This is a genomic window from Herbaspirillum sp. Her2, assembly GCF_057961375.1.
Genome location: NZ_CM176331.1, coordinates 3991803 through 4018599 on the forward strand (window position 1 = coordinate 3991803; position 26797 = coordinate 4018599).

At 62.1% G+C, this 26797-nt stretch carries 22 protein-coding genes, 1 pseudogene and 1 riboswitch; of the genes and pseudogenes, 10 read left to right on the forward strand and 13 right to left on the reverse strand.

Going from position 1 to position 26797, the window contains the following annotated elements; all coding sequences use genetic code 11:
* Positions 1 to 25: 25 nt before the first annotated feature.
* The 6 genes and pseudogenes from dalD to ACWHXP_RS18165 all read right to left on the reverse strand — a co-directional run bounded on the left by dalD (position 26) and on the right by ACWHXP_RS18165 (position 6680).
* Positions 26 to 1459, reverse strand: a complete 1434-nt coding sequence (dalD, locus tag ACWHXP_RS18140) for a D-arabinitol 4-dehydrogenase (RefSeq protein WP_489635361.1) — start codon at positions 1457 to 1459, stop codon at positions 26 to 28.
* 37 nt (positions 1460 to 1496) lie between these two features.
* On the reverse strand, positions 1497 to 2615 hold the full coding sequence (locus tag ACWHXP_RS18145; protein ID WP_489635360.1) for an ABC transporter ATP-binding protein: 1119 nt from the start codon (positions 2613 to 2615) through the stop codon (positions 1497 to 1499).
* 44 nt (positions 2616 to 2659) lie between these two features.
* Positions 2660 to 3385 (reverse strand): HAD family hydrolase, encoded by a 726-nt coding sequence (locus tag ACWHXP_RS18150; RefSeq protein ID WP_489624509.1) that lies wholly within the window; start codon positions 3383 to 3385, stop codon positions 2660 to 2662.
* Positions 3385 to 4146, reverse strand: a pseudogene (locus ACWHXP_RS18155) (carbohydrate ABC transporter permease); the annotation flags it as partial. The gene ACWHXP_RS18150 and the pseudogene ACWHXP_RS18155, both read right to left, overlap by 1 nt.
* A 50-nt stretch (positions 4147 to 4196) precedes the next feature.
* Positions 4197 to 5171, reverse strand: a complete 975-nt coding sequence (locus ACWHXP_RS18160; RefSeq protein ID WP_034330884.1) for a carbohydrate ABC transporter permease — start codon at positions 5169 to 5171, stop codon at positions 4197 to 4199.
* 153 nt (positions 5172 to 5324) lie between these two features.
* The gene (locus tag ACWHXP_RS18165) at positions 5325 to 6680 is read right to left on the reverse strand and encodes an ABC transporter substrate-binding protein (RefSeq protein WP_489624508.1); all 1356 of its coding nucleotides are present in this window, start codon (positions 6678 to 6680) and stop codon (positions 5325 to 5327) included.
* Positions 6681 to 7016: 336 nt separating this feature from the next.
* Here ACWHXP_RS18165 and ACWHXP_RS18170 point away from each other — a divergent pair, with 336 nt between their 5' ends.
* The 3 genes from ACWHXP_RS18170 (at position 7017) to ACWHXP_RS18180 (ending at position 10198) form a co-directional block, all read left to right on the forward strand.
* A complete protein-coding gene (locus ACWHXP_RS18170) occupies positions 7017 to 7979 on the forward strand; it encodes a sugar-binding transcriptional regulator (RefSeq protein ID WP_489624507.1) in 963 nt (320 codons plus the stop codon).
* A gap of 50 nt (positions 7980 to 8029) precedes the next feature.
* Positions 8030 to 8935: a carbohydrate kinase family protein gene (locus tag ACWHXP_RS18175; RefSeq protein ID WP_489635359.1), complete on the forward strand. Its 906-nt coding sequence runs from the start codon at positions 8030 to 8032 to the stop codon at positions 8933 to 8935.
* Positions 8936 to 9097: 162 nt separating this feature from the next.
* Positions 9098 to 10198 carry a J domain-containing protein gene (locus ACWHXP_RS18180; protein WP_489635358.1) on the forward strand — a complete coding sequence of 367 codons (1101 nt, stop codon included), beginning with the start codon at positions 9098 to 9100 and terminating at the stop codon, positions 10196 to 10198.
* 59 nt (positions 10199 to 10257) lie between these two features.
* On the opposite strand, the gene ACWHXP_RS18185 is transcribed toward ACWHXP_RS18180, so the two are convergent.
* Positions 10258 to 10815: an RBBP9/YdeN family alpha/beta hydrolase gene (locus ACWHXP_RS18185; RefSeq protein ID WP_489624504.1), complete on the reverse strand. Its 558-nt coding sequence runs from the start codon at positions 10813 to 10815 to the stop codon at positions 10258 to 10260.
* 93 nt (positions 10816 to 10908) lie between these two features.
* Between ACWHXP_RS18185 and ACWHXP_RS18190 the strand changes: the two genes are divergently transcribed.
* Complete coding sequence (locus tag ACWHXP_RS18190; RefSeq protein WP_489624503.1) at positions 10909 to 11394, forward strand: Lrp/AsnC family transcriptional regulator; 486 nt, start codon at positions 10909 to 10911, stop codon at positions 11392 to 11394.
* Between the two features lie 164 nt (positions 11395 to 11558).
* On the opposite strand, the gene ACWHXP_RS18195 is transcribed toward ACWHXP_RS18190, so the two are convergent.
* Positions 11559 to 13838, reverse strand: a complete 2280-nt coding sequence (locus tag ACWHXP_RS18195) for a UvrD-helicase domain-containing protein (protein ID WP_121042681.1) — start codon at positions 13836 to 13838, stop codon at positions 11559 to 11561.
* 120 nt (positions 13839 to 13958) lie between these two features.
* Here ACWHXP_RS18195 and aroQ point away from each other — a divergent pair, with 120 nt between their 5' ends.
* The 5 genes from aroQ (at position 13959) to ACWHXP_RS18220 (ending at position 18558) form a co-directional block, all read left to right on the forward strand.
* On the forward strand, positions 13959 to 14528 hold the full coding sequence (aroQ, locus tag ACWHXP_RS18200; RefSeq protein WP_039789277.1) for a gamma subclass chorismate mutase AroQ: 570 nt from the start codon (positions 13959 to 13961) through the stop codon (positions 14526 to 14528).
* A gap of 194 nt (positions 14529 to 14722) precedes the next feature.
* Positions 14723 to 15964 (forward strand): MFS transporter, encoded by a 1242-nt coding sequence (locus tag ACWHXP_RS18205; RefSeq protein ID WP_489635357.1) that lies wholly within the window; start codon positions 14723 to 14725, stop codon positions 15962 to 15964.
* A gap of 236 nt (positions 15965 to 16200) precedes the next feature.
* Complete coding sequence (locus ACWHXP_RS18210) at positions 16201 to 16695, forward strand: Dps family protein (RefSeq protein WP_008334773.1); 495 nt, start codon at positions 16201 to 16203, stop codon at positions 16693 to 16695.
* Between the two features lie 495 nt (positions 16696 to 17190).
* Positions 17191 to 18090 carry a hypothetical protein gene (locus tag ACWHXP_RS18215; protein ID WP_489635356.1) on the forward strand — a complete coding sequence of 300 codons (900 nt, stop codon included), beginning with the start codon at positions 17191 to 17193 and terminating at the stop codon, positions 18088 to 18090.
* Positions 18091 to 18096: 6 nt separating this feature from the next.
* Positions 18097 to 18558: a hypothetical protein gene (locus ACWHXP_RS18220; RefSeq protein ID WP_489624499.1), complete on the forward strand. Its 462-nt coding sequence runs from the start codon at positions 18097 to 18099 to the stop codon at positions 18556 to 18558.
* Between the two features lie 443 nt (positions 18559 to 19001).
* Here ACWHXP_RS18220 and thiE read toward each other — a convergent pair whose 3' ends face one another.
* From thiE to thiC, 5 genes are all read right to left on the reverse strand, one after another.
* A complete protein-coding gene (gene thiE, locus ACWHXP_RS18225) occupies positions 19002 to 19634 on the reverse strand; it encodes a thiamine phosphate synthase (RefSeq protein WP_486728724.1) in 633 nt (210 codons plus the stop codon).
* Position 19635: 1 nt separating this feature from the next.
* Positions 19636 to 20502: a bifunctional hydroxymethylpyrimidine kinase/phosphomethylpyrimidine kinase gene (gene thiD, locus ACWHXP_RS18230; protein ID WP_489624498.1), complete on the reverse strand. Its 867-nt coding sequence runs from the start codon at positions 20500 to 20502 to the stop codon at positions 19636 to 19638.
* 2 nt (positions 20503 to 20504) lie between these two features.
* Positions 20505 to 21314 (reverse strand): thiazole synthase, encoded by an 810-nt coding sequence (locus ACWHXP_RS18235; protein ID WP_121042671.1) that lies wholly within the window; start codon positions 21312 to 21314, stop codon positions 20505 to 20507.
* An 80-nt stretch (positions 21315 to 21394) separates the two neighbouring features.
* A complete protein-coding gene (gene thiS, locus ACWHXP_RS18240; RefSeq protein ID WP_008334753.1) occupies positions 21395 to 21595 on the reverse strand; it encodes a sulfur carrier protein ThiS in 201 nt (66 codons plus the stop codon).
* 3 nt (positions 21596 to 21598) lie between these two features.
* A complete protein-coding gene (thiC, locus tag ACWHXP_RS18245; protein WP_489624497.1) occupies positions 21599 to 23512 on the reverse strand; it encodes a phosphomethylpyrimidine synthase ThiC in 1914 nt (637 codons plus the stop codon).
* A 95-nt stretch (positions 23513 to 23607) separates the two neighbouring features.
* Positions 23608 to 23718, reverse strand: a riboswitch (TPP riboswitch).
* A 243-nt stretch (positions 23719 to 23961) separates the two neighbouring features.
* On the opposite strand from thiC, the gene ACWHXP_RS18250 reads away from it, so the two are divergent.
* Positions 23962 to 26772 (forward strand): valine--tRNA ligase, encoded by a 2811-nt coding sequence (locus ACWHXP_RS18250; protein WP_489635355.1) that lies wholly within the window; start codon positions 23962 to 23964, stop codon positions 26770 to 26772.
* The last annotated feature ends 25 nt before the right edge of the window (positions 26773 to 26797 follow it).

Sequence of the window (26797 nt, forward strand, 5' to 3'; positions counted from 1 at the left end):
GACGCCTTGGGCACAAAAGGCAGCGTCAGTGCGCCTGCCCCAGCCACTGCTGCACGCGTCCATAAGCCGAGCGCACCAGCGCCACCAGGCGCGCGTCCCCGGCCAGTTCGCCCCACAGCACGGCATCGGCGCAGAAGGCCTGCACTACATCCTCTGCCGCCAGCATGCTGCGCGCGGCGGCGGCGTCGAAGATGCCGTCCTGGTATTCGTAAGGCAGCGCACCGGCCGCCCAGCGCTGCAGGAATACCAGGAACAGCGCAGGCAGCATGGCTGTAGCCTGCGGATCGCGGCCGGCCGCCAGGCTCTCCTGCAAGGTCGGGCGGATGAAGCCCGGGATCTTGGAATAGCCATCGGCGGCCACGCGCTGGTTGGTGTCCTGGATGGCCGGATTGGAGAAGCGCGCCAGCGTAGTATCGCGATATGCCGCCAGGTCGATGGGGCTGGGCGTGAGGCAAGGAATCACGTCCTGCGTCACATAGTCATGCGCCATCTGGCGGATGTCCTCGCGCAACGTACCTTCGTGGATGTATTGCAGCCCGGCCAGCGTGCCGGCCCAGGCGATGCAGCTGTGGCTGGCATTGAGGATGCGGATCTTGGCTTCCTCGTAGGGCAGCACCGATTGCACCATCTCCACGCCGGCCGCTTCCAGGCGCGGGCGACCGGCCTTGAAGTCGTCTTCGATCACCCATTGGATGAAGGACTCGCCCATGAGGGCGCAGGGATCGTCGACACCTGTATTTTCTTTCACACGGGCCGCAACCGCCGGTGTGGGGCGGGGGGTGATGCGGTCCACCATGGCATTGGGGCTGGTGGTATGGGCATCCATCCAGGCCACCAGTGCGCTCTCGCCGCGCAGGGTCAGGAACTGGCGCAGGCCGTCGCGGAAACGTTCGCCGTTGTGGCGCAGGTTGTCGCAGTTCAGCAGGGTCAGCGCCGCCTGCGGATGGGCCTGGCTGCGTGCGCGCAGGATGGCTGCAATCGCGCCGTAGATGGTGCGCGGTGCACCGCTGCCGTCGAGGGCACAACGCAGGTCATCGGCCAGATCGGCGTTGCCGGTGTCGAGCTGGTAGTGATGGTCGAGGTAGTAGCCGCCCTCGGTCACGGTGAAGGAGATGATGCGGGTGCGCTCTTCCGCACCGGCGGCGATCAGTTGCGTGAGCCGTTCATCCCACGGCAGGATGCGGCCGATGGAAGCGATGCGCTGGTAGCTGCGCTCACCCTCGGGCGTGACGGTCTCCAGCGTGTACTGGCCCTGCTGGCGGGCCAGCGCTTCCAGCAGCGGGCTCATGTCGGCGCGGATGTTGGCCAGCGCCAGTTGCCAGCGGCAGTCAGCGCCGCTCTCGCGCAGCGCATTCAGGTAGACCGCCTGGTGGGCGCGATGGAAGGAGCCGGCGCCGATGTGCAGCCAGGTCAGGCTGTCGGCGGCGTCCTGGTCGATGGAAGTGGCGGTACGGGTCATGCCTGGTCCTTGTCGAGGAGGTGAATGGTCGAAGGGATCAATGCGGGCGCGGCGCGGCCACGCCCGATGCCAGGCGCGGCAAGGCCTGGCCGTCGGCACCGAACAGATGGCAGCGGGCCGGATCGGCAGCCAGGTGCAAGACGCTGCCATGCGGCGGATCGAGGCTGTCGGGCACGCGCAGGATCAGCGCATCGTCGCTGCCTTCATGGGCCGCATAGAGGTAAGAGAAATCACCCAGCATCTCCAGCGCCGTGCAGCGTGCCTGCAGCGCAGCCTGGCCCCGGGCGATGTTGAGATGCTCGGGACGCACGCCCAGCGTGACCTTCTGCCCCGCTTGCAGCGTGCTGCCGTCAACCGCAGCCCACTGCAGACCGCCCCCGGGCAATTGCACCTGTACGCCATCGGCCTGCACGGCAGCCACGGTGCCATCGATGAAGTTCATCTTGGGCGAACCGATGAAGCCGGCCACGAAACGATTGGCCGGATGGTGATACAGCTGCTGGGGCGAACCGACCTGTTCGATGCGTCCCTCGGAGAGCACCACGATCTTGTCGGCCAGAGTCATGGCTTCGATCTGGTCGTGGGTCACGTAGATCATGGTGGTCTTGAGGTCGTCATGCAGCTTGGCGAATTCCAGGCGCATCTTCACGCGCAGCGCGGCATCGAGGTTCGACAGCGGCTCATCGAAAAGGAACACGCTGGGCTGGCGCGTGATGGCGCGGCCAATGGCCACGCGCTGGCGCTGCCCCCCGGAGAGCGCACGCGGCTTGCGGTCCAGCAGGTGATCGATGTGCAGGATCTTGGCGGCATGCTGGACGGCGGCATCGATCTCGGCCTTGGACTTGCCCGCGATCTTCAACCCGAAGGCCATGTTGTCGTACAGGCTCATGTGCGGATACAGCGCATAGGACTGGAACACCATGGCCACCCCGCGCTTGGACGCGGGCACGTCGTTCATGCGGCGCGTACCGATGTCGAGGTCGCCATCGCTGATCTCTTCGAGCCCGGCGATCATGCGCAGCAAGGTCGACTTGCCGCAGCCCGAGGGGCCGACGAAGACGACGAATTCGCCATCCTCGATTTCCAGATTGATGTCGCGCATGACCTCGTTGTCGTCGTAGCGCTTGGCCAGGTTCCTGATGCTCACGGCTGCCATGGGATTCTCCTCGTTCTCTTGTAGGGGGACTGCGCGCTCTTTGCTCAGCGCAGCCAGATCAATTCACTCACCAGTTGCGGAAACTGTTTCATGTCCTCGAATACCTGATGCGCGCCGGCATCCTTCAGCTTGCGCGCCATCGTCTTGCGGTCATGCGCCACCCCGGTGAAGCCGAGCACGTACATGCCGGCGGCCACCGCCGCACGCACGCCGGTGACGCTGTCATCGACTGCCACGCAGCGCGCCGGATCAACATTGAAGCCCGCCGCTGCCGCCAGATACACATCCGGTGCCGGCTTGGGATGGGCCACGTCATGACCGCTGTAGATGCGGCCGGCGAATTGCGGATACAGGCCGCAACGGCGCAAGCCGGCTTCGATGCGCGGCGCATCGCTGTTGCTGGCCACCGCACGCGGCAAGCGGATCGCCTGCAAGGCCTCGACCACGCCCGGCACCGGCTGCGCTTCTTCGCCGCAGGCCACGGCCACCGCCTGGTGGATGCGCTCGGCGGCGGATGCATCCAGGCCCAGTTCGAATTCCAGATCAACTTCGCCCAGCAGGATGTCGGTGTACATGCCCAGGCGATGCGCGATGGCGGTGTGCAGGGCCTGACTGCGCTGCTCTTCCTGCTCGTCATCGTCGGCACCGCTCCAGGCGGGCAGCAGCGGCAACAGTTCACGATGCAGCACGCGCAGGGCGATGCTCTCGCTGTCGAGCAGCACGCCGTCGCAGTCGCAGATCAGGTGGGTGATCGCCTGGCGCGCCATCATCACTTCACCGCTCCGAAGGTCAGGCCGCGCACCAGCTGCTTCTGCGCCAGCCAGCCCAGCCCCATGATCGGGGCAATCGCCAGCAGCGAGGCGGCCGACAGCTTGGCCCAGAACAGGCCTTCCGGATTGGAATAGGAGGCGATGAACACCGTCAGCGGTGCCGCATTGACGCTGGTGAGGTTCAGGCTCCAGAAGGCTTCATTCCACGACAGGATGATCAGCAGCAAGGCCGTGGAAGCCAGGCCCGGCATGGCCGTGGGCAGCAACAGGTAAATCATTTCCTGCCACGCGTTGGCCCCATCGATACGGGCTGCTTCGAGGATTTCCTTGGGTACGTCATTGAAGTAGGTGAACGCCATCCACACTGCGATGGGCAGGTTGATGAGCGTATAGATGATGGTCAACCCGGTTACCGTATCAAGCAGGCCGGTGTTTTTTGCCAGCAGATAGATGGGGATCAGTACGCCCACGGCCGGCATCATCTTGGTCGACAGCATCCACAGCAGCAGCTTCTGGGTGCGGCCGGTCGGGAAGAAGGCCATCGAATACGCCGCCGGCACCGCCAGCAGCAGCGACAACAGCGTCGACCCCAGCGACACGATCAACGAATTCTGCACATAGCCCAGGTAGTGGCTGCGGCTGAAGACTTCGCGGAAGGTGTCCAGCGTGGGCAAGAAAATCAGCGAGGGGGTATAGGCCTGGGACTCGGTCTTGAAGGCCGTCACCGCCACCCAGAAGATGGGGAAGAACAGCACGATGGCGCAGGCCCAGCCCAGCGCCGCCACCCACAGGGGGCTTTTCTTAGGATCGCTCATTTTTCGTTGACTCCCTTGAGGTTCCTGGCCAGCATGCGCACCAGGAAGAACGAGACGATGTTGGCCAGCACGACCGCGAAGATGCCGCCCGCCGAAGCGATGCCGATGTCGAACTGCTGCAGGCCGATCGAATAGACCAGGAAGGTCAGGTTGGTGGTGGCCGTACCGGGGCCGCCTGCGGTGGTGGTGAAGATTTCAGCAAAGACCGAGAGCAGGAAGATGGTCTCGATCATGATGACCACGGTAATGGCGCGCTTCAGGTGCGGCAGAACGATGTAGAAGAAGATGCGCACCGGCCCTGCGCCATCAAGCTGTGCAGCTTCCTTCTGGTCGGTATCGAGCGACTGCAGCGCGGTCAACAGGATCAGGAAGGCAAACGGAATCCACTGCCAGGCCACAATGATGATGACCGACAGCATGGGGTACTCGGCCAGCCAGTCAATGGGCTCCAGCCCCAGGTGGCGCATCACGTAGGCCAGGATGCCATAGACCGGATGCATGATCATGTTCTTCCAGATCAGCGCGGCCACGGTGGGCATGACGAAGAAGGGACCGATGACCAGCAGGCGCGCAATGCCGCGCCCGCGGAAGGGCTGGTCGAACAGCACCGCCAGCAGGGTGCCGCCGATGACGCTGATGGCCAGCACCGAACCGATCAGCAGCGCGGTGTTGCCGATGGAGGGCCAGAAGGCCGGGTCCTGCAACAGGAAAATATAATTTTCCAGACCCACGAAACCGGTCTGGTCAGGGGCCATCAGGTTGTAGCGATTGACCGAAAAATAGATGGTCATCACCAGCGGAACGATCATCCAGGCCAGCAGGATCAGCACCGACGGCGTCTGCATCAGGCGGATGGGATTGAAGCGCTCCTTGCGCGGCGGACTGGTCTGCTGCTTGCGTGCAGCAGGCTGGGAAGAACTCTGCATCATCGGTGAGGTGGACGACACCTGGGTAGAGTGGATCGTGGACATGACGGCCTCGGCATTTCAATCCGGGCGGCGCACGCAAGGTGCAGACAGCCGGGGAGAACGGCGCGATGTGCAAGGCATGCAGGCATGCCGCTCACATCGCGCGCGGGGCATGCAGCACGGGCTGCATGCCGGCGGAACCACAAGCGGAAGGACTTACTTGATGTAGCGGCCCTGGCGCATCATCCGCACTGCCTGTGCCTGGGCGGCATCCAGGGCGGCATCCGCGCTGGTCTTGCCGGCCAGTGCACCGGCAATGGCCTGGCCGGTCACGGTCCCGATCGACTGGAACTCGGGGATGGTGGCGAACTGCACGCCGGTGTAAGGCACCGGTTTCAGGGTCGGCTTGTTGGCGTCCGCGGTCTGGATCGCATCGAGCACGAAGTCGGAGAAGGGCGAGACCTTCTTGTATTCGGCCGAAGCGTAGGTCGAATTGCGCGTACCCGGCGGCACCAGGGCCCAGCCGGAATCCTTGGCGACCAGATTGATGTATTCCTTGGAGGTGGCCCAGGCGGCGAACTTCTTGGCGGCGTCCTGCGACTTGGAGGACTTCGGCACGGCCAGCGACCAGATCCACAACCAGTGCGAACCCTTGTCGGTCACCTGCTGCGGGGAGGGAGCGAAGGCGGTCTTGTCGGCCACCTTGGAATCCTTGCCGTGATAGAGCATGCCGGCCGCCACCGTGGCATCGACCCACATGCCGCACTTGCCGCTGGAGAACAGCACCAGGTTTTCATTGAAGCCGTTGGAGCTGGCGCCCGGCGGGCCGTACTTGCGCATCAGGTCGACATAGAAGTTGACCGATTTCTTCCATTCCGGCGAGGACAGCTGCGGCTGCCATTGCTCGTCGAACCAGCGGCCACCCCAGGCATTGGCCATGGTGGTGATGATGGCCATGTTCTCGCCCCAGCCGGCACGCCCGCGCAGGCAGATGCCGTAGACGCCCTTGGCCGGATCATGCAGTTGCGCGGCCAGCTTGGCGACCTCATCCCAGGTCGGGTGCTGCGGCATGGTCAGTTTCTTCTGCTCGAACAGATCCTTGCGGTAGTAGGTCATCGAGCTTTCGGCGTAGAACGGCAGCGCATAGAGCTTGCCATCGACGCTCAGGCCCTCGCGCACCGGCTTGATGAGATCGGCCTCATCGTAATCCGCCGGCAGGCCGCTCATCGGTGCCAGCCAGCCCTTCTTGGCCCAGATCGGCGCTTCATACGCACCGATGGTCATCAGGTCGAACTGGCCGCTGTTGGTGGCGATGTCGGTGGTCAGGCGCTGGCGCAGCACGCTTTCTTCCATGGTGACCCAGCGCAGCTTGATGTCGGGATTGGCCTTCTCGAACGCCGGTGCCAGCTTCTGCAGTTCGATCATGTCGGGGTTGTTGATGGACGCGATGTTCAGCGTCACCGGCTCGGCTCGTGCATGGCCGGCAGCAAACAGGGTCGAGATGGCCGCAGCGGCCAGGGTGAAGCGAACGCGGGTAAAGCCGGACGCACGGGTGCGCACGAGTTTGGACATGCTGGTCTCCGAATGTTATGGGCCCTCCTGCACGTTCTTCCTGGGTGGCAGCGGCAGACGATGCCGGTGTACGCATGCAGGGAAAGGCGGTTTTCGCTAACGGTTTTCGCTAACTACGTTTTGAGCAAATATTATTTTTATGGGCAAATATTCATCCATTCTCGAATTTGTGTCAAGCATTTGCTTTTTGATTGAGCATTTGCCCAAGCTTCGCAATAATGGAACGGTCAACTGGCCGTAAAATGGCGACCCAAGAGGGAATTCACCGCATCAACATCACAGAGACAGCCCGCGCCCGCCTGCATAGGCAGCCACGGGCCGGCTGGCGAGGAGAACATGTCTAGCAGCGCATCCAAACTCGACCTGGCGGCGCGCGCCGCGTGGATGTACTACGTGGCCGGCAACACCCAGAACGAAATCGCAGAACGGCTCGGCATCTCGCGCCAGATGGCGCAGCGCATGGTGGCCTATGCGGCCGATGCCAATCTGGTGAAGGTGCAGATCACGCATCCGGTCTCGTCCTGCCTGGAACTGGCGCAGGGCCTGCAGGAGCGCTACGGGCTGGAAGTGTGCCGCGTGGTGCCGGGCGCAGGCGGGGCTGAGAACCCCAATGAATCACAGGAAGTGCAGCAGATGCTGGCCGTGGCCGGGGCCGAAGTGATGGAGCAATACCTCAGTTCGGAAGCACCGCTGGTGGTCAACGTCGGCTCGGGACGCACGCTCAAGGCGGCCATCGAGCGCCTGTCGGAACTGGAGCGTCCGCAGCACCAGATCGTCTCGATGATCGGTGCCTTTGCTTCCGACGGTTCGGCCAACCGCTACGACGTGGCTCTGCAAGCTGCAGAAAAACTGGGCGCGCGCTTCTACCTGCTGCCCGCCCCGCGCGTGGCCGAGAGTGAACGCGACCGCCAGCAATGGTGCAACCACCGCGCCTACAAGATCGTGACCGGCCTGGCCGAGCGCGCCGATGTGACGTTCCTGGGCATCGGCACCATCGCCCTGCAGGGCGCGATGCACGAGGACGGTTTCATCGACGATGAGGAAGTGGCCGACCTGCAGCGCCAGGGGGCGATCGGCGAGATGATCTGCCACGCCTTCGACGTCGACGGCGTCATGCTGCCCTCGTCGCTGGCTGCGCGCGTGACCACGCCGCCGCTGGCGCAGGCACCGCAGCGGCCGGTGATCGCGCTCTCCGGCGGCAGCAAGAAAGCCGACGCCGTGCGCGCCGCCTTGCGCGGCGGCTGGCTCACCGGCCTGGTGACCGACGAGACCTGCGCGCGCCACGCCTTGCAAGACTGAACCGACGATCTATTTCTTACCCCCATAACGACAAGCCCACGGAGACCAGCATGACCCAGAGCGCCGCATTCGTCGTCTTCGGCGAAGCCCTGACCGATTTCATCCGCCAGCCTGACGGCCAGTGGCGCGCCATTCCCGGCGGTGCCTGCTGGAACGTGGCACGCGCGGCCGCCCGCCTGGGCGTGGCCACCGGTTACGCCGGCAGCGTCAGCACTGACGTCTTCGGTGCCGAGCTGTATGCGCTCACCGAAGCGGCCGGACTGGACATGCGCTTCACCCAGCAGCACGCCAAGGCACCGCTGCTGGCCATGGTGACCTCGACCACCCCACCCGATTATTTCTTCATCGGCGACGACAGCGCCGACCTGCATTTCGACCCGCAGCGCCTGCCCGCCGGCTGGATGGACGAGGCCCGCGTGCTGCACTTCGGCTGCATCAGCCTGACCCGCGAACCGCTGGCCTCGCGACTGCTGCAGATCGCCCAGGAAGCGGCACTGCGCAACAAGAAGATCGCCTTCGATCCCAACTGGCGCAAGCTCATGGACAGCCCCTCCTATCGCATCCTGTTGCAGCAATTGCTGTCGCTGTCGCATTACGTGAAGGTGTCCGACGAAGACCTGGAGCGCCTCTTCCCCGGTGACGGCAATGCGCTGGCCACACTGCAAGCGCTGGCTCCACAGGCGGAAATCCTCTACACCCTGGGGGCCAAGGGCATGCAGTGGATCAAAGGCGGGCAGGTCATCGACCAGCCTGCCTATCGCGTCGAGGTGGTCGATACGGTGGGCTGCGGCGATGCCTCCATGGGCGGCTGGATCGCCAGCCAGCTGCGCCAGCCCGATGCCCCGGCGCAGGTCCACCTGCAATGTGCGGCGGCCGGGGCGGCCATTGCCGCTTCCAAGGCCGGGGCCTATGCCGCGACCTGGGACGAAGTGCAAGCCATGATCGAACTCGGCTGAGGCAAATTTACAGAAAACTTCACCCCGGCCGCACCTGGTCTGGACCCTTGCCAGTTCCTTCACCAATGCCCGTCCAGTGCACGAGGCGCCAGCCCCAACGTACGCATCTGGCTTGTCGCGGACCCGGTTAAAATTCTGGATTCCGAGTCAGTCCCCTACCCCATGCCCAAGCCACACCTGCGCGCCATCAGTATTGACGACACCGAACAGAAAGTCCCCCTGTCGCCAGCCCAGAAGAAGTTCAATGACCTTATCAAGCAGATTGGCAAGCGGCGCGCTAGCCTGGCGGAATGGGAGAATGCCATGGCCGACTTCCAAAAAAAGTATGTCGACCAGTTCGTGCCGCTGGACCGGGAGCTGCAAGAACTCAATGGCAAGCTGGTCCGGCGCCTGCATGAAGCATGGCCACAAAAAGGATTGACCAAGGGTGAGCGCACCATGCTCTCGGAAATGATTGCCGACATGGCGCATCGCCTGCTTGGAAAGCAGGACGATCCTGAACTCAAGCTCATCTACAACCAGCACAGTGCGTCTGACTATGATCGTGAGACCGAAGATGAACTCCACGAGGTCAAGCAGGTGATCGAAGAGATGCTGGACATCGATCTCGGCGACGATCTTGGCAGTGCGACGCCGGAAGAGATCATGCAGCAAATGGAGGCCATGCTCGAACAGAGGGAGCAGGAGGAAATGGCGGCGGCGCAAGCGCGCGAGGAGCGCCGCGCGAGCCGCAAGAAATCACCGCGGCAGCGGGCAGCGGAAGTCAAACTTGAGTCGGAACGCATCGAACTGAGCCAATCCATCCGTGCGGTCTACCGCAAGCTGGCCAGCGCCTTGCATCCCGACCGCGAACCCGACGCCGCCGAGCGTGACCGCAAGACCCAGCTGATGCAGCAGGTCAACCAGGCCTACGAAAAGAACGACCTGCTGAGACTGCTTGAACTCCAACTGGAACTGGAGCATATCGACCAGGGTGCGTTGAACGGCATCAGCGCGGAACGATTGAAGCATTACAACCAGATCCTCAAGGAACAACTGGTGGAGCTGGATCAGGAACTATCTCACGTAGAACAGCATTTCAAGCAGAGCTATGACATGCCACCCTATGCGCGCGTCTCACCCAAAGGTATCGTGCGCGACCTGAACAAGGAAATGACCTGGATGCGGGAAGACGGCAAAGCTCTGCGGGCGGCGTTGGCGTCATTTGCGGATGTGCAGCAGATCAAGGCTTGGCTGAAGCAGGAGCGCCGACGGGGGTTTTGATCTGATGGCTTCAGGGATGACATCGTCGGCGCGAAAGTGTGAGTTGCCCCCAGGTTTCATCAATTCCCTTGGCCATCAGCGATCGAAGAGGATAGTCTTGCGAGCAAATCTAGCCCTTGCGGCCAGGCACCCAAGTTGCTTTCAGCATTCAGATGTCCCTTCGCTCCGACCACGACGAACTCGCTGCCCCAGGCATTGGCGCATTCTCGGCCATGGTCCACGCTACCGTAGGGATCGTCGGTGCTGCAGACGACCAGCGTCGGAAACCTCAATGGTTGCGAAGGCAGTGGCGAGAATCCACGCGCCGCGCTACGTGGAAATGAAGAGGAGGCAGGATCGGGAACGGCCACCAGCAAGGCGCCACCGAGCTTCTTCTGCGATTGTGCAGCCCAATGTGCCACCGCCAGACATCCCAGGCTATGGGCTACCAGCAGGGTGTCTTCAGGAGCATTGACAAGTTGTCGCTCCAGTGCGGATACCCAGTCTTCGCATTCAACGTTGTCCCAATTGTCGACCATGAGGCGCCGCCAGTTCGGATGTGAAGACTGCCATAAACTCTGCCAGTGCGAAGGGCCGGAGTTGCCGATACCAGGAACCAGAAGGACGGAAGGATGCATTTGCGAAGTCTCCATTGATGAAACAGCGCTCATTGTATGAAGAACGGATTTCAGGCACCATGAAGCTTCGAATGAATTCAAGGCCTCAACTGAATGAATCAAAAAAAGATGAGTGACTCTACGAATGAAATCAAAGGGGATGCGCTGGACCGCCTGGATTGGCGCATCTTGGAGGCGCTTCAACACAATGCGCGCATCAGTAATACGGAACTGGGAAAGCAGATCGGTTTATCTCAACCAGCCGTCACCGCACGTATCAAGAAATTGGAAGACCGGGGTGTCATCGAAGGCTACGCGGCAAAAATAAATCCGGGCTTGGTGGGACACAATATCTCCGCATTGGTGCGGATTCGCACGACCCACGCGGAGATCAAACGCTGCTTGCTCGCCTTCGCGTCGATGCCAGAGGTGATTGATGCAGACCGCATCACGGGGGAAGACTGCTTTGTCGTGCGCGTCGTGGTGGAGGAGATGGCGCAGCTGGAAGCCGCGATCGATGCACTGGCAAGGTTCGGGTCTGTTACCACCTCAGTCATTCTGGCAAGTTACCCGTCGAAAGCCATCGTTGCAAGGGCTTGAATCTCTTTTACGATTTTACGATTGCGGTCCGTGGTCACGCCGTGCATCCAGCAGCACAATGGAGAATTCAGTCGCCGGAGCAGGCATGGAAAACGCCCCGTTGCACTGCAGAAGGCAACGGGGCGTTTCACTGCGCAAACCCAATTCAACGGCAACGCAAAAACTTAGATTTTCTCCAGTTTCGCCACCGACAGATCCAGCAATTTCATCCCGAACTTGCCAAAGTTGATCTGCGCCCGCGCCGCACCGCCACCGCCTTCGATGTTGACGATGACGCCCTCGCCGAACTTGGCATGGGACACGTTCTGTCCGATGCGCCAGCCGGAATCGGTCTGGCGCGAGAAGTTCTGCGCGATGCGGTTGTTGCCCGCTTCCGGCACTTCATCCCAGGCCGACTTGGGATTGGCGAACCAGTGATGCTGGGCGATCTTGGGCGAGAGCCACTTGATCGACTGCTCCGGCATTTCATCGAAGAAGCGTGAACGCATGTTGTAGCGCGTCTGGCCGTGCAGCATGCGGGTCTGCGAGAAGGTCATGAAGAGCCGCTTTCTCGCCCGCGTAATGGCCACGTACATCAGGCGGCGCTCTTCTTCCACGCCGCCCTCTTCCTTGGCACTGTTCTCGTGCGGGAACAATCCCTCTTCCATGCCAGTGATGAAGACCGCGTCGAACTCCAGCCCCTTGGCCGAGTGCACCGTCATCAGCTGCAGGGCATCCTGGCCGGCCTGCGCCTGGTTGTCGCCGGCTTCCAGCGAGGCATGCGAGAGGAAGGCTGACAGCGGCGACATGATGGTCACCAGTGGCGCATCGGCATCGAGCACTTCCACGCCATCGGCGGTGGTGATGGCCGTGCCGGCCGAGGCCTGCGCCTGCGGGCCGAGGAAGGCCGGGGCATCGAGGCCATAGCCCTCTTCCGAGACGAACAGCGTGGCCGCACTGACCAGCTGTTCCAGGTTCTCGATGCGGTCTGCGCCTTCCTTTTCGTTGCGATAGTGGGTCATCAGGCCGGACAGGTCCAGTACCACCTTGACCATTTCGGGCAGGGGCAGATGCTGGGTCTCGAAACGCGCGCCTTCGATCAGCTTGATGAAGGCATTCAAGGAAGAGCCCGCCTTGCCCGCCACGTAAGGCACGGCGGCGTAGAGCGAGCAGCCATACTGGCGCGCTGCATCCTGCAAGGACTCCATGGCCTTGGCACCGATGCCGCGCGTGGGGAAGTTGACCACGCGCAGGAAGGCCGAATCATTGTGCAGGTTGTCCATCAACTGCAGGTAGGCAATCGCGTGCTTGATTTCGGCGCGCTCGAAGAAGCGCTGGCCGCCGTAGACGCGATAGGGAATGGCCGAGCTGAACAGCGCATGTTCCAGCACCCGCGACTGCGCGTTGGAACGATAGAGGATGGCGATCTCGCTGCGCGCCCAGCCTTCGGCGATCAGGTCCTTGACCTGTTCGATGATCCATTGTGCTTCCTGCAGGTCGCTGGTGGCTTCATAGACGCGCACCTGCTCGCCGTGGCCGGCATCGGTGCGCAGGTTCTTGCCCAGGCGCTTGCTGTTGTTGGCGATCAGTTCGTTGGCGGTGTCCAGGATGTGGCCGTGCGAGCGGTAGTTCTGCTCCAGCTTGATCAGGTTCTCCACATGGAATTCCTGCTCGAAGGCCGACATGTTGCCCACGTTGGCACCACGGAAGGCATAGATGCTCTGGTCATCATCGCCCACCGCGAAGACCGCGCCGTGCTGACCAGCCATGAGCTTCAACCATTTGTATTGCAGGTCGTTGGTGTCCTGGAACTCGTCGACCAGGATGTGGCGGAAGCGGCCCTGGTAGTGCTCGCGCAGCGGCTGGTTGCGCGAGAGCAATTCATAGGTGCGCAACAGCAGCTCGGCGAAATCGACCACACCTTCGCGCTGGCATTGCTGGTCGTAGAGCTCGTAGAGTTCGACGAACTTGCGGTTGTAGTCGTCGTAAGCATCCACATCCTTGGCACGCAGGCCCTGGTCCTTGGCGCTGTTGATGAAGTACATCAGGTTGCGCGGCGGATACTTCTCGTCGTCCACGTTCATCTGCTTGAGCAAACGCTTGATGGCCGAGAGCTGGTCCTGCGTATCCAGGATCTGGAAGGTCTGCGGCAGCCCGGCATCTTTGTGATGCGCGCGCAGCAGGCGATTGCACAGTCCGTGGAAAGTCCCGATCCACATGCCGCGCGTATTGATGGGCAGCATGCCCGACAGGCGCGCGGTCATTTCCTTGGCGGCCTTGTTGGTGAAGGTCACCGCCAGGATGCCCGAGGGCGAGACCTGCCCGGTCTGGATCAGCCAGGCAATGCGGGTGGTCAGCACCCGGGTCTTGCCGGAACCGGCACCGGCCAGGATCAGCGCCGATTGCGCGGGCAGCGTCACGGCGGCGAGCTGCTCTTCATTGAGGTTGTGGAGAAGATTTTGCATCCCGCGATTATAAAGGGCGCGTGCCCTGACCGGGCGGGCAGGCGCGGCGCTATACTGCCGCACAGTTGATTTATCCACAGCCGAACCCGGCACTCACCTCAGCAATCGACTCTTCCGACCATGCGCCGCCTGTCTTCCCGCTCCTTCGCCGCCCTGCCCCTGATCGCCGCCCTGCTGCTCGCCGCCTGCGCCACCACGCCGCCCCCGGCCGCGCGCAGCGATGTCGAACAATTGTTGACCTTGCAGAAGACCCGTCTCGACGTCGCCGCTCCCGTGGCGCGCAGCAAATGGAATTCGCATGCGCCCATCGATGATCCGGCGCGCGAGGCGGTCATTCTCGACGACGTGGCCGCCCGTGCGCAGAAACTGGGACTGGATGCCGCATGGACCCGGCGCTTCTTCCAGGACCAGTTCGAGGCCGGCAAGATCGTGCAGCGCGACCTGCATCGCCAGTGGCGTGTGGAGCAGCGTCCGCCCTTCGCCAATCCGCCAGACCTGGCGCTGCAGGTGCGCCCGGTGCTGGACCGCCTCACTCCCGACCTGCTGGCGGCGCTGGCCCGCCTGAACGGCCACTGGTGCGAACCGGCCGTGCAGCGCGATCTGGCCGAGCTGGCACCGGAAATCCTGGGGGCCGACTACGCCCCCGCGGTACGCGAACGGGCCACCGACGCACTGCACTGCCAGCGTTGAAATACAGCCTGCAGGCAACAAGACGTCGCACAAAAACGACTAAGTTGCTGAATTGACAGGCAAAAATCTTTTGCTGTCCTGCAGCATTTTTAGGGCGGGAGTAAAATTCGGTTTGGCTGTTCACGCGCACACCGGCGCGCGCGGCCTGTTCATTCCGGTTTGCCCTTCCGGATTCACATTCCGACTTTCCCGCCATGTCCGACGATTCCTGTAGTCCCAGTTCCACCGGCACGCCCGTGCCCGCCGCTGCGCCGCGTCCATTGACGCCGGCCAAGGTCACGCGGCAGATCATCGCCACCGCCTTCTTCACCTTCCTGGTTTATCTGGCCATCGGCATCCCGATGGCGGTGCTGCCGGGTTACATCCACCTCGACCTGGGCTACAGCTCGGTGATCGCGGGCCTGGGCATCAGCGTGCAGTATTTCGCGACCTTCGTGAGCCGCGCCAATGCCGGCCGCATGATCGATACCATGGGCGCCAAGCACACCGTCATGCGCGGCATGCTGCTGTGTTCGGCCAGCGGCGGCTTGTTGCTGCTCTCGGCGCTGGCGCAGCCGCTGCCCTTCCTGTCGCTGGTGCTGCTGTTTGCCAGCCGTGCCTTCCTCGGTCTCGGCGAAAGCCTGGTCGGTACCGGCGCCATCATGTGGGGCGTGGGCCGCGTGGGGTCGGAGAACACCGCCAAGATGATCTCCTGGAACGGCATCGCCACCTATGCGGCGCTGGCCATCGGCGCACCGCTGGGCGTGGTGCTGGACCGCTCGCTGGGCTTTGCCATGATCGGCCTGACCGGCATGCTGCTCACCGTACTCGGCTTCGTGCTGGCGCGCAGTGGTCCGGTCACACCGGTGGTGCAGGGCGAACAGCTGTCCTTCAAGCTGGTGCTGCGCAAGGTGTTTGCGTATGGCATGGGCCTGGCCTTCGGCACCATCGGCTTCGGGTCGATCGCCACCTTCATCACCCTGTATTACGCCGATCAGCACTGGAGCGGCGCGGCCTTTGCGTTGACCGCCTTCTCCTCCGCCTTCGTCGGTGCGCGTCTGTTGTTTGCCAACGTCATCACGCGCTTCGGTGGCTATCGCGTGGCGGTGGTGTGCTTCCTGACCGAATCGGTCGGCCTGCTGCTGCTGTGGAGCGCCACCACGCCTACGCTCGCATTGCTGGGCGCGGCGCTGGCCGGTTTCGGCTTTGCGCTGGTGTTTCCTTCGCTGGGGGTGGAAGCCGTCAGCCTGGTGTCACCGGCCAATCGTGGTGCGGCACTGGCAGCGTATTCGGTGTTCCTCGATTTGGCGCTGGGCATCACCGGTCCGCTGGCCGGGGCCATCGCGGGACAACTGGGATATCCGCAGGTGTTCCTCTTCGCCGCCATTGCGGCCATTGGTGGCGTGGCCCTGTCACTGTCCTTGTATCGCAGTGCGCAGCAGGGCGCCAAATCCTGATCTGATTGCCGTTGCAGTCGATGAGACGTCGGGCCGATAGGTTTTGATCTATCGGCCCGATTGATTTATAGGCGTGCATTTATCTCCAAAATCGATTGAAATGGGGAACGTCGGCCCCACTCTCTTATCAATAGTTGCGTAGTCGCAGTTTGTCCGTTTGCGATTTGCAATAGAATCGCGGTGTTGCGCAGTGTATGTACCCGCTTACGAAAAACCGAACAGCTAAGGAGCGAATAATGGCAAAGAAGAATGTGGCAGCCCCCTCGATCAACATCGGCATCAACGACAAGGACCGCAAGAAGATTGCCGACGGCCTGTCCAAACTGCTGGCAGACACCTACACGCTGTACCTGAAGACCCACAACTTCCACTGGAACGTGACCGGTCCGATGTTCAACACGCTGCACCTGATGTTCGAAGGCCAGTACAACGAACTGGCACTGGCAGTGGACCTGATCGCTGAACGCATCCGCGCACTGGGCTATCCGGCACCGGGTTCGTACAAGGAATTCGCCAAGCTGTCTTCGATCCCCGAAGCCGAAGGCGTGCCCAATGCGCAAGAGATGATCGCCCAGCTGGTGGCCGGCCAGGAAGCCGTGACCCGCACCGCACGTTCGATCTTCCCGACCGTCGATGCCGCCGCTGATGAACCGACCGCCGACCTGCTGACCCAACGCATGCAGCTGCACGAAAAGAATGCGTGGATGCTGCGCAGCTTGCTGGAAGGCTGATAGGAGAGCTGGCTCTTTTTGCGAGGCACGCAAGGCGCTCGCACGCTGTAACCTGCAGCCCCGGTCGTTCACACGGCCGGGGCTGTTTTTTTATCGAGCGATAGCCTAGGCAGGCCCGGTATCAGTCAGTCGCGTCTTCAGCGCTTCATTGCCGAAGTCATCATCCGGGAGTTGCGGATTCCCGCACGGAAACATTACAATGCGGGCCAGTGTTGCATCAGGGAGGGATACTTGATGAGCACAGGATCTTCGCATGCCCAAAGCGCCCCCGGGTCTGGAAGAGCTGCTTCCGGACACTCTCTCCGTCCGCATTCTGCGGCGGGTTTCCCCGTTTCACCTCGTCTCCCCACATGAACTGCTAGTCAACCGGCTTGACGCCAGCGAGCGGTTGCCACGCGGCTTCGCGCCTGTTCTTGGGCGCTTGGCCGATCACACCTGGCTTGGACTAAACGGCTCGCCCTGCGCCCCGGTCGACATGACGCGGGATGCAGTGTCATGACGACCAAAGGCGTCATCCTCGAACAGGCTGACAGGTCGTTCACGCGCATCGAACCGCTCGGTGGCGGAGCCAATGCAGCCATCAAGGCAGAGACTGCGGCCGAGAAAACGTTTTGGCAGAAGTCCAGTCCGTGGGTGCACGGCGTGCTGGGCGTGGCCAGTTTCGTTCCGGGCTTGTCTGTCATCACGGGTGCGATTGATGCGGCCATCTATACCGCCGAGGGCGATTACGTTGAAGCGGGAATTGCTGCGGCAAGCATGATCCCGGGTGGCAAGGTTGTCACGACGGCAGGCAAGGTGGCCAAGCGAGCAGTCAGCGCGGCAAGATTCGCCAAGGGAGCCCGCGAAGCTGAAGAAGCGCTCAAGGCTGCGAAGGCCGCTAAAGAAGCGCAGGAAAACGCCAAGGTGGCGAGGGACGTCAATGCAGCGACGACGGCCTCAGGAGGTGGCGGAGGCAAGAGGGGCGGCAAAGATACCACGATCAAGGGAAGGAAGAAGGGGCCTTGTGATCATCTCCGACAGGGAAGTGGCAAAGGGCCATATCGAGGGGGAGCACACGGCAAGACGAGCAGGCCAAGGAACGATGGAAAAGATTCGCATCACATGCCGGCTAATGATGCTAGTCCATTGAAGCACAATGACGGACCGGCAATCCAAATGGCCCCTGGAGACCACTCGAAGACTGCTAGCAACGGTCAAATGCCAGGTTCGATCGCATACAGAAATGCCATTGAATCGTTACTTTCACAAGGAAAGTGGAGAGATGCAATGGCGATCGAGATTCGAGATGTAAGAAAGGTTGCGAAAGGAGCTGGCGAGACCAAAAGGTACAACGAGGCAATGCTTGAAATGCTGGAATATTTTAAATGTCTTGAGAAGAACTCTCTTTTAAGGTGACAAGAAATGAATGAAGACGAATCGTTCGAAATCATCCCGTATATTGGAGCAGGGAAAATATGCTTCGGTATGACGCCTCAAGAAATTGAGAAAATTTATGGTCCCGCAGACAGCGTAACTTTCAATCATCTGAAGCAGAGAGTGGAATTCCGCAGCTTCACAAATATAGGCTATTCGCCCGGGTCTGCCGAAACCGTATCTCACATCGGCTTTGGACGGCAGATGGAGAACGTCCGATTCAAGGACAGCAATATATTCCTCGATGAAGAAAGCGTCGTTCTTGCGAAGCTGGTCGCGGAAGACGGCAACCCGTTCACATACCTTGGATTCATCGTTCTTTTCAAACTTGGAATAACACTCACAGGATTTCACGATCAAAACGTTTCTCAGAAGGCTCTTACCATGTTCCCACGCGGCGCTTGGGACAAATGGCTCCCAAAACTCAAACCGTTTACCCAAAAGCATTGAAGAGGAAAGTCACGACCAAAGATTCCTTCCTTTCTTGACACTGGCCGACCTAGTTCCAAGACATCGGGCCCGTTCATGAATTTCAAACTGGGACCTGTGGTGGCAAGGAAATGAGAGGAGAGACGAAAGATTCAAATATTTTATTAGCAACTTCGGCGAGGCGATCCAGAGTTCGCCGGGACAGGTTAAGTATGCAAGAGCACATCATCACATCGTACGTAGGCGTCGAACCGCTCAAATTCGGAATGACTCGGGACGAGGTTCATCAGATACCCGGCGCGACGCCATTTACATTTTGTTTGGTCATTCACTTATCGTTCGGACTGAGTAGCCGCACTGCGGCGTATCGAAGGCGCAGCTGCACTGGAGTGTCTTCGCTGCGTCTTCGATACGACCCAGCGGGTCTACTCAGTCCGAACGGTCAGAGAGTATGAAGATGCGCCTCAGCGATACAGATCCGCCAACTGCCGCGTCTTGCGCTCCTCCACCGGCACCAGATACACGCTGCTGATGACAGCCACCATGTCCGCTCCCTGCGCCACCAGCGGCGGCGCGTTCTCCAGCGTGATGCCACCGATCACGACCACCGGCAAGGGGATCTCGCGCTTGGATTGCGCAATGATTTCCGGGGCCGTCCGGAAATCATATTTTTTCACGCGCGACGGATAGAAGCCGCCGAAGGCCACATAACTGGCGCCATCGCGATACGCCGCATGCGCCAGCTCCAGCGTGCCGTAGCACGAGGCCCCGACGATGCGCTCCGGCCCCACGGCCTTGCGCACCTCGGCAATGGAAGCATCAGTACCGCCGACGTGGATGCCATCGGCATCGATCTCCAGGCACAGGTCCACGTGGTCGTTGATGATGAGGGGCACATCATATTGCCGGCACAGCGCCAGCAATGCCGAAGCCTGTGCGCGGCGTTGCTCCACACCGGCGGTCTTGTGGCGGTACTGCACCAGCGCAGCACCGTTCTGCAAGGCCAGCTCGGTGGCGGCCAGCAATTGGGCGGTGTCATCCCAATCCGGCGTGACAATGTAGAGGCCACGCAGATGCGTTGCGTACTCGGGTTTCATGTCAGGCTCCTGCCGCAACGGCGGCGTCAATAACAGGTTCAAAGGCAGGCACGCGATTGGGGATGCGCTGCCCCTCGGCAATCGCATAGGACGTCGACAAGGCCTGCTGCGTGTACTGCTGCGCCAGGTCGATGGCCTCGCGCATCGGCAGGCCGCGCGCCAGGCAGGCCGACAGCGCGGCCGCCAGCGTGCAGCCGCTGCCGTGGAATTCATCAGGCAGCCGGGTCCAGCGCCAGCGCGCGCTCTCGATGGCCTCTTCGGCAAACTCGGAACGGAACAATTGTCCGAACCAGCGATTGATCACATCCTGCTCCTGCGGACCGTGGCCGCCCTTGAGCAGCACATGCGCGCAGCCGCGCTCCATCAGCAGCGCCGCCTGCCGCGCCGGTTCCACATCACCGCACAAGCGGCGCCCCTCGTTGAGGTTGGGGGTGATGACGGTGGCCAATTCATACAAGGGTTCGATCACCCGCGCAGCATCGTCGCGAGAGAGCTGGTCACCCTTGCCGTTGGCCAGCACCGGATCGAGCACCACCGGCAAATGCGGGTCACGCGCGCGCAACTGCCGGATAAGGCCGGCGATCGCTTCGGCATTTTCTCGACTGCCTGCGATGCCCAGCTTGACCGCTGCGATGTCGAAGCGGTCAATCAGCACCTGCGCCTGATGACGCACCAGTTCCGGATCGAGCGCATGCACCGCAAAAACGCTGACGTTGTCCTGCACCGTCAATGCCGTCGGCACCGACAAGGGATGCGCACCCAGTGCCGTGATGGCCGGGATATCGGCCTGCATGCCGGCCCCGCCGCTGGGGTCGGAGCCGGAGAAGACCAGCACGCAGGGCGGCGTGGCGCGATAAGCGGCCTGCATGCTCACGCCACGCGGCCGGCCATCGGCGAGGACGGCGAGGCGGCAAACTTGCGCGCAATGCGTCCTGCGAGGAAGGCTTCGCGGCCCGCCTCCACCGCCAGTTTCATGGCGCGCGCCATGCGAATCGGATCGCGTGCACCGGCAATGGCCGTATTCATCAGCACGCCATCACAGCCCAGCTCCATCGCAATGGCCGCATCGGAGGCCGTGCCCACGCCGGCATCGACCAGCACCGGCACCCGCGCCTGTTCGATGATGAGCGAGAGATTCCATGGATTCAGAATGCCCATGCCCGAGCCGATCAACGAGGCCAGCGGCATGACGGCGGCCACCCCCAGGTCTTCCAGCATGCGCGCCTGGATCGGATCGTCGCTGCAATACACCATCACGTCGAAGCCATCCTTGACCAGGGTCTCGGCGGCTTTGAGCGTTTCGGGCATGTTGGGAAACAGCGTCTTCTCGTCGCCCAGCACTTCCAGCTTGACCAGCTTGTGGCCTCCCAGCAGTTCGCGCGCCAGTTGCAGCGTGTAGACCGCATCGGCAGCGTTGTAGCACCCCGCCGTATTGGGCAGGATGGTGAATTCGGAGGGCGGCACCGCGTCCAGCAGGCTGGGCGCATTCGGGTCCTGGCCGATGTTGACGCGGCGGATCGCCACCGTGATGATCTCGGCACCGCTGGCAACCGTCGCCGCACGGGTTTCGTCGAGGTCCTTGTACTTGCCGCTGCCGACCAGCAGACGCGAGCGATAGGTCTTGCCGGCGATGGTCAGGCCCTTGTCCTCGCTCAGGAGGGGGGCGTCGTTCATGTTCATGTCGATTCCTTGTCTGTGAGAGCTGCGTGCCACGGGAGGCGGCGCCTGGAAGCTCCAGCGCGCCGCCGCGGAACAATCGTTCATCCGCCCCCGATGGCGCGCACTACGTCTACCTTGTCGGCCTCGGCCAGCGCGCGCTCAGGCCATTGCGCGCTGGGCACCACCTGGCGGTTCACCGCCACGGCCACCGCCTTACCGGCCAGAGAGAGGCCGGCAATGAGCTGGTCCAGCGTGGCGCCGTCAGGCAGCGGATGAGGCTTGCCGTTCAGTTCGATCTGCATGGCTTACTGCTTCGCATAAATCTCGGCGCCCATCTTGACGAACTCGACCGATTTCACCTGCATCCCTTGCTTGAGGGCGTCGATCTCGGAGATGCCTTCCTTGGCGGCGTAATCACGCACTTCCTGGGTGATCTTCATGGAGCAGAAGTGCGGGCCGCACATGGAGCAGAAGTGCGCCACCTTGGCCGAATCCTTGGGCAGGGTTTCGTCGTGGAATTCGCGCGCCTTGTCCGGGTCCAGGCCGATGTTGAACTGGTCTTCCCAACGGAATTCGAAACGTGCCTTGGACAGCGCGTTGTCGCGGATCTGCGCGCCCGGATGGCCCTTGGCCAGGTCGGCGGCGTGCGCGGCGATCTTGTAGGTGATGATGCCGTCCTTCACATCGGTCTTGTTGGGCAGGCCCAGGTGTTCCTTGGGGGTGACGTAGCACAGCATGGCCGTGCCATACCAGCCGATCTGCGCCGCGCCGATGCCGGAGGTGATGTGGTCGTAGCCGGGCGCGATGTCGGTGGTCAAGGGGCCAAGCGTATAGAACGGGGCTTCGTGGCACTGCTCCAGCTGCAGGTCCATGTTTTCCTTGATGAGATGCATGGGCACGTGGCCGGGACCTTCGATCATCACCTGCACGTCGTGCTTCCAGGCGATCTGGGTCAACTCACCGAGGGTGCGCAATTCGCCCAGTTGGGCCTCGTCGTTGGCGTCGTAGATAGAGCCGGGACGCAGGCCGTCGCCCAGGCTGAAGCTGACATCGTAGGCCTTCATGATCTCGCAGATCTCTTCGAAGTGTTCGTAGAGGAAGGATTCGCGGTGATGCGCCAGGCACCACTTGGCCATGATGGAACCGCCGCGCGAGACGATACCGGTCATGCGCTTGGCCGTCAGCGGCACGTATTGCAGGCGTACGCCGGCGTGGATCGTGAAGTAGTCCACGCCCTGCTCGGCTTGCTCGATCAAGGTGTCGCGGAAGATTTCCCAGGTCAGGTCTTCGGCCTTGCCGTTGACCTTTTCCAGCGCCTGGTAGATCGGTACGGTGCCGATGGGGACCGGCGAATTGCGGATGATCCATTCACGGGTCTCGTGGATGTTCTTGCCGGTGGAGAGATCCATGACGTTGTCGCCGCCCCAGCGGATGGCCCAGGTCATCTTTTCCACTTCCTCGCCGATGGAGGAAGTGACGGCCGAGTTGCCGATGTTGGCATTGATCTTGACCAGGAAATTGCGGCCGATGATCATCGGTTCGACTTCCGGGTGGTTGATGTTGGCGGGGATGATGGCGCGGCCGCGGGCAACTTCGTCACGGACGAATTCAGGGGTAATCTCGGCGGGAATCGACGCTCCGAAGGACTGGCCGGGATGCTGTCGGCCCATCAGGTCGGCCAGCTTGTTGCCCATGGGGCCGGAGCCCTTCAGTTGTTCCAGGTATTCCTTGCGGCGCAGGTTTTCGCGGATGGCGATGAATTCCATTTCCGGCGTGATGATGCCGCGGCGTGCGTAGTGCATCTGGGTCACGTTGGCACCGGCCTTGGCACGGCGCGGCTTGCGATGCAGGTTGAAGCGCAGCTCGGCCAGGGCCGGGTCGTTCAGGCGCTGCTGGCCGTATTCGGAAGTCGGGCCGGGCAGTTCCTCGGTGTCGTTGCGTTCCAGGATCCAGGGCAGGCGCGGGGTGGACAGGCCGGCGCGGATGTCGATCTTCACGTCCGGGTCGGTGTAGGGGCCGGACGTGTCATAGACATAGATCGGCGGATTCTTTTCGGAACCGAACATGGCCGGCGTGTCGGCCTGGCTGATCTCGCGCATGGGCACGCGGATGTCCGGGCGCGAGCCGGTCACATAGATCTTGCGGGAATTCGGGAGAGGCTGGACGGCTGCCTCGTCGACGGTGGCCGTCGCGGACAGGAATTTCGGGTTGGCATTCATTTCGGCTCCTTTGCTTGATGACTCATGGCTCGGAGCCAGCAAAGGAGGTTGCGGAAGAGGACGAACGGCGTGGAGTACTGCGGACCGTGGGTGCGTCATGCTGCCGGTTGCTTCCCTTCGCTGGCATTATCCAGATCAGGTTCAAGGGTATTTCTCACCCGGCTGCCAGAGCATGTGCTCCGGTGCCAGGACCCCTAGCGATGCGACGCGGGCCGCTTGCGCAGTCCTTGTCGTGGGCCGGATTCTACTCCAATTGGCGTGAGGAACAAGGCTTCATTTCGGATGGGCTGGGTGTGCAGCGCAGCATTCGGACCGGGCAACATGCCCTGGGGCAATGGATTGGCGGGCGGCCCAAGACCGGCGTTGAGCGCGTCAATTTCGCGCCTGTGGCGAGATTTGCCCTGTCCGTCCCTTATAATGATGGGTTTCGCAAAAACACACGTCAAATCATGGAATTAGCCAAGTCGTTCGAGCCCGCCGAGATTGAGAAATTCTGGCGCGAGGAGTGGGAAAAGCGCGGTTACTTCGCCGCCACCACCGACGCGGAGAAGCCCTCGTTTTCCATCCAGCTGCCGCCGCCCAATGTGACCGGCACCCTGCACATGGGTCACGCGTTCAACCAGACCATCATGGATGGCCTGACGCGCTACCACCGCATGCGCGGCTACAACACCGCCTGGATCCCCGGCACCGACCACGCCGGCATCGCTACCCAGATCGTGGTGGAACGCCAGCTGGATGCGCAGAAGGTCTCGCGCCACGACCTGGGCCGTGAAAAATTCGTCGAGAAGGTGTGGGAGTGGAAGGAGAAATCCGGCTCCACCATCACCGGTCAGATGCGCCGCATGGGCGCCTCCACCGACTGGGCCCGTGAATACTTCACGATGGACCCGAAGATGTCCAAGGCCGTCACCGAAGTCTTCGTGCGCCTCTACGAGCAGGGCCTGATCTACCGTGGCAAGCGCCTGGTGAACTGGGACCCGGTGCTGGGCACCGCCGTCTCCGACCTGGAAGTGGTGTCGGAAGAAGAAGACGGCTCCATGTGGCACATCAAGTACCCGCTGGCCGATGGCAGCGGCCATATCGTGGTAGCCACCACCCGTCCGGAAACCATGCTGGGCGACGTCGCCGTGGCCGTGGACCCGACCGACGAGCGCTACGCCGCGCTGGTGGGCAAGATGATCAAGCTGCCGCTGGTGGGCCGCGAGATCCCCATCATCAAGGATGAATACGTCGACAAGGAATTCGGCACCGGCTGCGTGAAGATCACCCCGGCGCACGACTTCAACGACTACCAGGTGGGCACACGCCACAACCTGGAAATGATCAGCGTGTTCACCCTCAAGGCCACCATCAACGAGAATTCGCCCGAGAAGTACCAGGGCCTGGACCGCTTCGAAGCGCGCAAGCAGATCGTGGCCGACCTGGACGCGCTGGGCCTCTTGGAACTGGTCAAGCCGCACAAGCTGATGGTGCCGCGTGGCGACCGTACCGGCGTGGTGATCGAGCCCATGCTGACCGACCAGTGGTTCGTCGCCATGAGCAAGCCGGCACCGGAAGGGACCTACTTCCCCGGCAAGTCGATTGCCGAAACCGCGCTGGAAAAAGTTGCCTCGGGCGAGATCAAATTCGTCCCCGAGAACTGGACCAACACCTACAACCAGTGGCTCAACAACATCCAGGACTGGTGCATCTCGCGCCAACTGTGGTGGGGCCATCAGATCCCGGCCTGGTACGACGAGGATGGCGGCATCTACGTCGCCCGCACCGAAGAAGAAGCGAAGAAGCAAGCCGGTGGCAAGTCCGTCAAGCGCGATGAAGACGTGCTCGACACCTGGTTCTCCTCGGCGCTGGTGCCCTTCTCCACCCTGGGCTGGCCGGAAGAAACGCCGGACTACAAGCTGTTCCTGCCCTCCTCGGTGCTGGTGACAGGCTTTGACATCATCTTCTTCTGGGTGGCGCGCATGGTCATGATGACCACGCACTTCACCGGCAAGGTGCCGTTTGACACCGTCTACGTCCACGGCCTGGTGCGCGATGCGTCTGGCCAGAAGATGTCCAAGTCCAAGGGCAACACGCTGGACCCGATCGACCTGATCGATGGCATCGGCGTGGATGAACTGGTGGCCAAGCGCACCGTCGGCCTGATGAATCCCAAGCAGGCGGCCAGCATCGAGAAGGCTACCCGCAAGGAATTTGCGGACGGCATTCCGGCCTTCGGCACCGATGCGCTGCGCTTCACCTTCGCCTCACTGGCGACCCTGGGCCGCAACATCAACTTTGACCTGAACCGCTGCGAAGGCTATCGCAACTTCTGCAACAAGCTGTGGAACGCCACCCGCTTCGTGCTGATGAATACCGAAGGCCAGGACTGCGGTTTCGACGGCCACGAGAAGGGCGTCTGCGACAAGGAAAAGCTGCAGTTCTCCAAGGCTGACCGCTGGATCGTGTCGCTGCTGCAGCGTACCGAGGCCGAAGTCGAAAAGGGCTTTGCCGACTACCGCTTCGACAACATCGCCACCGCCATCTACAAGTTCGTCTGGGACGAGTACTGCGACTGGTACCTGGAAATGGCCAAGGCCCAGATCCAGAGCGGCAATGAAGCGCAACAGCGCGCCACCCGCCGCACGCTCTTGCGCGTGCTGGAAAGCGTGCTGCGCCTGGCCCATCCGGTGCTGCCCTTCATCACCGAGCAGCTGTGGCAAAGCGTGGCCCCGCTGACCGATCGCAAGCCGGATCCGGCGGGCGATTCCATCATGCGCCAGGCCTATCCGCGTCCCGACCTGGAGAAGATCGACACCGATGCCGAAGCCTGGGTCGCCCAGTTCAAGGCCTACACCGATGCCTGCCGCAACCTGCGCGGCGAGATGCAACTGGCGCCGTCGCTGCGCGTGCCGCTGATCGTGGAAGCCGCCGATGCGTCGGCCGTGGAATCCTTCCTGCCTTACCTGCAAGGGCTGGTGCGCCTGTCGGAAGCCACGGTGGTGCCGCAACTGCCGGAGTCGCCGGCACCGGTGGCCATCGTCGGCGAAGTCAAGCTGATGCTGAAGGTGGAAATCGACGTGGCCGCCGAACGTGAACGCCTGGGCAAGGAAGTCACTCGCCTGACCGGCGAGATCGCCAAGGCCAATGGCAAGCTGTCCAATGAAAGCTTCGTGGCCCGTGCGCCCGAAGCCGTGGTGGCGCAGGAGAAGGAGCGTGTCGCCAACTTCAGCGCTACGCTGGAAAAGGTGAAGGAACAGCTGGCCAAGCTCAAGTAAGCCAGCCTGTTTCTTCATGAAGCCG

Coding starts and splice junctions, on each gene's coding strand:
- dalD (WP_489635361.1), bottom strand. CDS start 1,459: ATGACCCGTACCGCCACTTCCATCGACCAGGACGCCGCCGACAGCCTG.
- ACWHXP_RS18145 (WP_489635360.1), bottom strand. CDS start 2,615: ATGGCAGCCGTGAGCATCAGGAACCTGGCCAAGCGCTACGACGACAAC.
- ACWHXP_RS18150 (WP_489624509.1), bottom strand. CDS start 3,385: ATGATGGCGCGCCAGGCGATCACCCACCTGATCTGCGACTGCGACGGC.
- ACWHXP_RS18160 (WP_034330884.1), bottom strand. CDS start 5,171: ATGTCCACGATCCACTCTACCCAGGTGTCGTCCACCTCACCGATGATG.
- ACWHXP_RS18165 (WP_489624508.1), bottom strand. CDS start 6,680: ATGTCCAAACTCGTGCGCACCCGTGCGTCCGGCTTTACCCGCGTTCGC.
- ACWHXP_RS18170 (WP_489624507.1), top strand. CDS start 7,017: ATGTCTAGCAGCGCATCCAAACTCGACCTGGCGGCGCGCGCCGCGTGG.
- ACWHXP_RS18175 (WP_489635359.1), top strand. CDS start 8,030: ATGACCCAGAGCGCCGCATTCGTCGTCTTCGGCGAAGCCCTGACCGAT.
- ACWHXP_RS18180 (WP_489635358.1), top strand. CDS start 9,098: ATGCCCAAGCCACACCTGCGCGCCATCAGTATTGACGACACCGAACAG.
- ACWHXP_RS18185 (WP_489624504.1), bottom strand. CDS start 10,815: ATGCATCCTTCCGTCCTTCTGGTTCCTGGTATCGGCAACTCCGGCCCT.
- ACWHXP_RS18190 (WP_489624503.1), top strand. CDS start 10,909: ATGAATCAAAAAAAGATGAGTGACTCTACGAATGAAATCAAAGGGGAT.
- ACWHXP_RS18195 (WP_121042681.1), bottom strand. CDS start 13,838: ATGCAAAATCTTCTCCACAACCTCAATGAAGAGCAGCTCGCCGCCGTG.
- aroQ (WP_039789277.1), top strand. CDS start 13,959: ATGCGCCGCCTGTCTTCCCGCTCCTTCGCCGCCCTGCCCCTGATCGCC.
- ACWHXP_RS18205 (WP_489635357.1), top strand. CDS start 14,723: ATGTCCGACGATTCCTGTAGTCCCAGTTCCACCGGCACGCCCGTGCCC.
- ACWHXP_RS18210 (WP_008334773.1), top strand. CDS start 16,201: ATGGCAAAGAAGAATGTGGCAGCCCCCTCGATCAACATCGGCATCAAC.
- ACWHXP_RS18215 (WP_489635356.1), top strand. CDS start 17,191: ATGACGACCAAAGGCGTCATCCTCGAACAGGCTGACAGGTCGTTCACG.
- ACWHXP_RS18220 (WP_489624499.1), top strand. CDS start 18,097: ATGAATGAAGACGAATCGTTCGAAATCATCCCGTATATTGGAGCAGGG.
- thiE (WP_486728724.1), bottom strand. CDS start 19,634: ATGAAACCCGAGTACGCAACGCATCTGCGTGGCCTCTACATTGTCACG.
- thiD (WP_489624498.1), bottom strand. CDS start 20,502: ATGCAGGCCGCTTATCGCGCCACGCCGCCCTGCGTGCTGGTCTTCTCC.
- ACWHXP_RS18235 (WP_121042671.1), bottom strand. CDS start 21,314: ATGAACATGAACGACGCCCCCCTCCTGAGCGAGGACAAGGGCCTGACC.
- thiS (WP_008334753.1), bottom strand. CDS start 21,595: ATGCAGATCGAACTGAACGGCAAGCCTCATCCGCTGCCTGACGGCGCC.
- thiC (WP_489624497.1), bottom strand. CDS start 23,512: ATGAATGCCAACCCGAAATTCCTGTCCGCGACGGCCACCGTCGACGAG.
- ACWHXP_RS18250 (WP_489635355.1), top strand. CDS start 23,962: ATGGAATTAGCCAAGTCGTTCGAGCCCGCCGAGATTGAGAAATTCTGG.